Source organism: Phormidium pseudopriestleyi FRX01 (genome assembly GCF_017313335.1).
GTDB lineage: Bacteria > Cyanobacteriota > Cyanobacteriia > Cyanobacteriales > Laspinemataceae > Laspinema > Laspinema pseudopriestleyi.
This window is the reverse complement of record NZ_JAFLQW010000672.1, coordinates 1-5,607: the sequence shown is the minus strand read 5'-3', so window position 1 is coordinate 5,607 and position 5,607 is coordinate 1. Positions and strand designations below refer to the sequence as shown.

Annotated in this window: 3 protein-coding genes and 1 pseudogene; 1 reads left to right on the top strand and 3 read right to left on the bottom strand. The window is 47.9% G+C overall.

Annotation, left to right across the window (positions count from 1 at the left end):
• Positions 1 to 257: pseudogene (locus J0895_RS25185) on the bottom strand (hypothetical protein); the annotation flags it as partial.
• Between the two features lie 154 nt (positions 258 to 411).
• On the bottom strand, positions 412 to 570 hold the full coding sequence (locus tag J0895_RS25180) for a hypothetical protein (RefSeq protein WP_207090726.1): 159 nt from the start codon (positions 568 to 570) through the stop codon (positions 412 to 414).
• A 269-nt stretch (positions 571 to 839) separates the two neighbouring features.
• On the opposite strand from J0895_RS25180, the gene J0895_RS25175 reads away from it, so the two are divergent.
• Positions 840 to 1,451 (top strand): Uma2 family endonuclease, encoded by a 612-nt coding sequence (locus J0895_RS25175; protein ID WP_207090727.1) that lies wholly within the window; start codon positions 840 to 842, stop codon positions 1,449 to 1,451.
• Between the two features lie 428 nt (positions 1,452 to 1,879).
• On the opposite strand, the gene pgmB is transcribed toward J0895_RS25175, so the two are convergent.
• Complete coding sequence (pgmB, locus tag J0895_RS25170) at positions 1,880 to 4,882, bottom strand: beta-phosphoglucomutase (RefSeq protein WP_207090725.1); 3,003 nt, start codon at positions 4,880 to 4,882, stop codon at positions 1,880 to 1,882.
• Between the last annotated feature and the right edge of the window lie 725 nt (positions 4,883 to 5,607).

Below are 5,607 nucleotides of genomic sequence, written 5' to 3'. Positions count from 1 at the left end.
AGTTTAACTAGACAACTGCGAATTTCTCTGGGTTTAACCGGATTGCTAAAGGGCTCAAACACCGCTGGAGTTGTCGCCAATCTTCCCAGTAAGCCTAGGTGACTGGCAGCGGCGATGTTTTCAGAGTTAGGCGTGAAAAATATGTCAATTTCTCGCCGTTCTGAAGCCATAGTTTTGCTGGTTTCAGTTTGACCTAATTGCCTTAACAGTTCCTGAATGTATTGTTTGGTGAATTGGTCGTAGATAAATCGGGTCATTGACTTGGGGTTTTCTCGGTCTATAATTTTTAATTATAGTCTCGTAGGGTGGGGATGGGCGCGCCGCAATTCGACTTCAGGACTGCTGTCTCACCTTGCTCAATTAAGTCGATGGGAATTTCTATCTTAATGGTTTGCATCTATCATCACCTCATCATTTCAGCAGACATTGATTCACTTGTTGCGCCACTTTCCGCAGAAAGGCCGCCTGATTCTCTTGTCCCGTTTCCTGCAACTGTGCCGCCACGGGTTCGCACCCCAAAACAAACCCCTCATCCACCAAATCGACGGGTTGAGGATTTGTTCTCCCCACTGGAACAGGTGAGGAGTTGTTGAATCTGAGAGAGATCAGCCTGGACTGGTTGTGAGCGCGATCGCCACACACTCACCACAGACAGCCTCTCTATTTTATTAACCCCACAACCCAGAAACCGGGTTTCTTTACCCCCAGGTTCGTGCCTTGCACTCTGAGAAACTTTGCTAAAATGAGACGGTGAATCCATCTCTAACCCATAGCCTTATGGAGCTTTGAGATTGGCGATCTCAAATTCAATCCCTAAATTACCCATGAGTAAACAAACCATGACTCAGACTATTACAAAACCCATCTCCTTTGATGAATTTGTAGCCTGGTATCCAGAAAATGCCGCCTGTAAATATGAATTACACAATGGAGCTATTGTAGAAATGCCTTTAGGAACGGGTGCACACTCTAATATTACGGGTTTTATTACGGGTGAAATCCATTTTGAAATCAGACGGCTACAATTACCTTACTCTATTCCCGGTGATTGTTTGCTGAAACCCTTGGAGGATGAGTCGGGTTATCAGCCTGATATTATTGTCCTAGATCGAGAGCAATTAAGCAAGGAACCCCGTTGGCAAAAAGAGTCTATTATTACTCTAGGGAGTTCAGTGCGGTTATTGGTAAAAATAGTTTGTATCAATTGGCATAAAGATTATCTAATTAAGGCGGGGGATTATGAATTAATGGGCATCCCCGAATACTGGATTGTGGACTATCTGGGTTTAGGTGGTCGGCGTTTTATTGGCAATCCTAAATCTCCGACTATTTCGGTTTATAATATAATCGATGGCGAGTATGAAGTGAAGCAATTTCGAGATGATGAAAGAGTTGAGTCTTTGGCTTTCCCGGAATTACAATTAACAGCAGCACAAATTCTTCAAGCCTAATTTTTTAGCGACAGAAAAACCCAACAGGATAGATCCTATTTCCTATGAGCGCTAATGTTGGGTTTCATTTCATTATATAGGCTTTTTTAGTGGGATTGTCTCCAATAAATTTATAAACCTGGATAAACAAGCGATCGCCTGAAGCGAGTTGGACAATGGGAATCGTTTCAATAATCGGCAGCATAAAATCTTGAACCTGGCACGGTTAGCGTTGAAATTTTACAACAAAAAGACACGGCCTTTTTGCCGTGTCTTTACAGAGTTAATTCAATTCGAGAGTTATAGCGTTTCCCACAGTTATGAGGTACATTTGGGGAGTGCGAGCATCTTGCTCGCTAGAGTAATAGCGAGCAAGATGCTCGCACTACTCTAAATATCTGTACCTCATGGGTCCACCGAACCGCTATAACGTAAAACTGGAACCTGAATTACACCGAACCGGCACCAATGGGTTTGCCGATCGCCGTCAACTCCGAGGATAACCGGATGGTTTGTGCGAGTTTGTCCAGCAAATCGGTCCATTGGATATACTCTAAGGAAGGCAGAACCAAATCCGCATCCTGGAACCGTGCCACGGGACCTAACCCGACTGCCGTCATTCCGGCTGCTTTCGCTGCTTCTACCCCGGAGTCGGCATCTTCAAAGACAATACATTGTGCCGGAGGAATTCCTACCAAGTCCGCCGCATGGAGGAACAAATCGGGGGCAGGTTTTGAGCGCGATACACTATATCCATCGGCGATCGCCTGCACAAGATGCCCAATTCCCAAGCGTTCCACCACCTTATGAGCATTTTTGCTGGATGAACCGATCGCCACCTGAATTCCTGCCGCTTGCAGTTCCTTCAAAAACTCCAGCGCCCCGGGTAACAAATCCTGGGGACCAATCTCCGCCACTAGGTCTACATAGTAACGGTTTTTGCGGTCCATCATCTCCTGCATTTTTGCTTCGGAAACCTGGCGAGTGCCTAGCAACGTTAACAGCGACTCACGACGTGCCAATCCGCGCATCGCTTCATTCGCCTCGCGATCGAAGGGAATACCCTCCTCATCCGCCACTTGCTTCCAGCCTAAATAATGGTATTCTGCCGTATCCGTCAGGACGCCATCCAAATCAAAGATGACACCGCGTAACCCCTGGCGTAAAGCGGTTGCCGTAATTTCCGACAAGCGAGACGTCGTTTTCTCTGACTCCACCGTAGTCGCCTCCTGTTTAATATCAAACTCATACCAGCGATCGCGCCAGGACAGTTTGAACTTCAGACGAGTCCATCCTGGGGGTAAGTGAGGATTGGCGATCGGACCCCGTTCCGTCAGATGAATTCCGGCAAATCCAAACACGATCGCTTGCCACACCCCTCCCGTCGAGGCAGCGTGAATCCCCTCACAAGCATTACCACGCACATCGTCCAAGTCTACTAATGCCGCCCGCATGAAGTGTTGATATGCCTCCATCGGTTTATCCAATTGTGCCGCTAACACTGCATGGATTGCCGGACCCAGACTCGATCCATAAACGTGATCGGTACGGGGACAGTAATAATCCCAGTTCGCTTGCAGGGTTTGGGTATCATAGCGATCGCCCAACAGATACAGCAACATCAGCACATCCGGTTGCTTGAGAATCTGACATTGACTGGTTGCCTCAATTCCCAAAAGCGCCTGCATCGATTGCTGACGGGGTTCGTAATCGGCCAAATTCACATCTTTGAGGGCGAAAAAGCCTTCCGATTGCTCAATTAACCCGGTTTCTGAAGGAGTTGGCAAGTAAATCCGCTCAATCACGGTATTCCAATGTGCGAGGCGTTCAGGATTGAGGTCCAGTTGCTGCACCAGTGTCTGTGCCTGCTGCGGTGCGAAATCCTGTAACCAGTTCAATACCTGCTGTGCGGTTTCCAGATGCCATTGCATCATCCGGTTGGTGAAAGTATTGTTATTGACGCGATCGTGATTTTCGTCGGGTCCAATCACATCACGGATTTCATAACAGTTGCGATCGCCATTCCATTCGGCGCGACTTCCCCAGAATACTGCCGTATCCAGAATTAATTCTGCGCCATAGTCTACCATCCAACCATCGTCCCCGGTGATTTGCCAGTAGTTCCAGGCAGCATAAGCAACATCCGTGGTGATGTGCAGTTCGATGTCCCCACACCAAATCCGCACCAATTCTTTGCCTTCGGCATCCGGTACCCAACGGGGGGTAACTTCATCCCCGGTCGCTGCACTTTCCCAGGCAAACATCGCCCCTTCATACCCCGAATCTGCCGCTTTACGACGAGCACCGGGGAGGGTGTGATAGCGGTAGGTGAGAGCATTCCGGGCGATCGCCGGTTGGGTGTAGCTTAAAAACGGCAGTAAAAAGATTTCCGTATCCCAAAAGACGTGACCCCGGTAACCAAAACCCGATAACGTTTTTGCGGGAATGCTGACATGACTATCATGATGGGGTGCCGCTTGCAGCAATTGGAACAGGCTATAACGGATTGCCTGTTGGGCTTTCAGGTCCCCTTCGATAACCACATCGGATTGTTCCCAGAGTCGAGCCCAGGCGGCAGTATGTTCGTCGCGCAGGGTCTCGTAGTCTTTGAGTTGACTCAGTTTGGCGATCGCCTCTTGAGTCGGCGCCTCCGTATCCTGGGAACTGTAGATTGTCACTAATTTTTCTAGAGTGACCGTCTGGCCTCGGTGACCCGTGAATCGGGTGGTGAGGGTGGGATATCCCGGCGTCGTCATCGCAAACACCGGCAGGGTTTCATGATTCCCATTTTTGACATCAAGCTGAGTTGCCATTCCCAATTCAATGCCACTATGTACGGTGTAAAGCTGCATCCACACCCCATCAAACTCTGATGGGAGTAAGGAGAAGGGTAAGGAACGGGTCGATTCCTCGCTGTTGGCATGGGTTAACCCTTGACTAATCCATTTCCAATGCTTGATTCCTTGGTTGTCCGGGTGTCCGTCGAGTCCCGCTTGGATTTCCACAATATCGGAGAAATCAACTGGGGTAACGGAGAGTCGGATGGCGGCGACATGGTGGTCTGCAAGGCTGGTAAACCGCTCAAAATGGAGGTCGAGGGTTTTTCCTTGGGGACTGCGCCAGCGAATTTGGCGGCTGAGAATGCCTCGTTGCATATCTAGTTGCCTTTCGTAGTGCAGGATTTCGCCGCGATCGAGGCTGAAGTATTCGCCACCGACAGATACCACCATCGGCAGCCAATCGGGACAATTTGCCAGTTCCGTATGGACGATCGCGACCTTATCGTACAGGCCATTAATCAAGGTGGCGGGTTTCGCCCCCGGATAGCCTTCCTCGAAGGTTCCACGAGTGCCAAGATAGCCATTTCCTAGCGTAAAAACTGTTTCGTGATGATCCGGTTCGTTGGCTGGATCAAAGTTGCGTTCGGTGATAGTCCAATCGGTTGCGTACATCGGTATGCGCTCAGGTAATTCTACTTAACTATTTGAGGGTTCTGGCTGTAAAAACACAGAATGAATGTTTTTACAGCCAGATCGCGATCGCAGATGAGTCTTTATAGGAAATTTTGCCTAAAATCTTCCCTACGATTTGTTCTTCTATCTATAGAATCCCTCTCCGGATAGATGTAACTATCAAAACTCAAAAAAACTCTACAAAACGATACAAAATTACATGAAGTCAAGATAATGCTTATTTTGGCAAAAAGATTCAAAATATGCTATCATAAGTCCGCTTCAAAATCAGAGAACCCTGACATAACAACTCCACAGAATTAACCCGAAAATTTCTGAGCCCAGTAGCCCCTAAACTCTCAAGATATCAGGCTGTCCCTATCTTTAAGCAGATGTTAAATCAGCCCAAGGCTCTCACGAATTTGACCTCACAAAACTGAGCAACAGACAGAGCTACATTTCTGGCTCTACTCTAAAGTTGAGATATAGAAGTTTATAAGAAAATGGGGCTTTTCTCTCAATCTTTTCTCCCTAGATGTCACAAGGATACCGAGTGAAGTATCAAGGGAAGTTCTCTCTTAATATTAACACCAGAGAAACACGGTAGGGCTGGTAGCCTCGTGTCTTCAGACCGAGGTGGAAAGCCCACACGAGCGGTTTTAACCGCCTACACTGTAGTCTAACCATGATGAGGGTCGTTAATGTAGCGTTCTATCGTATCTGCT

Excerpts from the sequence above, each read along its gene's own strand:
- pgmB (WP_207090725.1), bottom strand. The coding sequence starts at position 4,882 with ATGTACGCAACCGATTGGACTATCACCGAACGCAACTTTGATCCAGCC.
- J0895_RS25175 (WP_207090727.1), top strand. The coding sequence starts at position 840 with ATGACTCAGACTATTACAAAACCCATCTCCTTTGATGAATTTGTAGCC.